This is a genomic window from Vibrio sp. 10N.222.48.A3 (assembly GCF_041475345.1).
Taxonomy (GTDB): Bacteria; Pseudomonadota; Gammaproteobacteria; order Enterobacterales; family Vibrionaceae; genus Vibrio; species Vibrio tasmaniensis_A.
The window spans coordinates 1-352 of sequence record NZ_JBFRVX010001404.1; the positions used below are offsets into that span (position 1 = coordinate 1).

Sequence of the window (352 nt, forward strand, 5' to 3'; positions counted from 1 at the left end):
CTCTAGGAAAGAGTGAATTGGTGCATCAAGTCCTGTCAATGGTCGTAGTGCCGGTTCCCAGTGAGGGTTTGGCAGAAATCGAACATCAAACACATAATCGGCATCACTTGGTAGGCCGAACTTAAAGCCGAAAGACTGAAAAACGATAATGAGTTCTTGTTTTTCTTTGCCCTCAACTTTGAAACGAACCTGTTCACTCAATTCGTAGAGGTTACAGTCACTGCTATCAATCACAATGCTGGCTTGCTCTACAAGAGGAGCCAGAAGTGTTTTTTCTAAATCAATAGCTTGTTCAAGAGAGAGTTTTTCTTGGCCGATCGATAAAGGATGAATTCTGCGTGTTTCGCTGTAG

1 protein-coding gene is annotated in these 352 nt (G+C 42.9%); it reads right to left on the reverse strand.

Features of this window, described 5'->3' with window-relative positions; genetic code table 11:
- On the reverse strand, positions 1-352 hold a 352-nt coding region (locus AB4653_RS26710; RefSeq protein WP_372105740.1), incomplete at both ends, for an RNase adapter RapZ.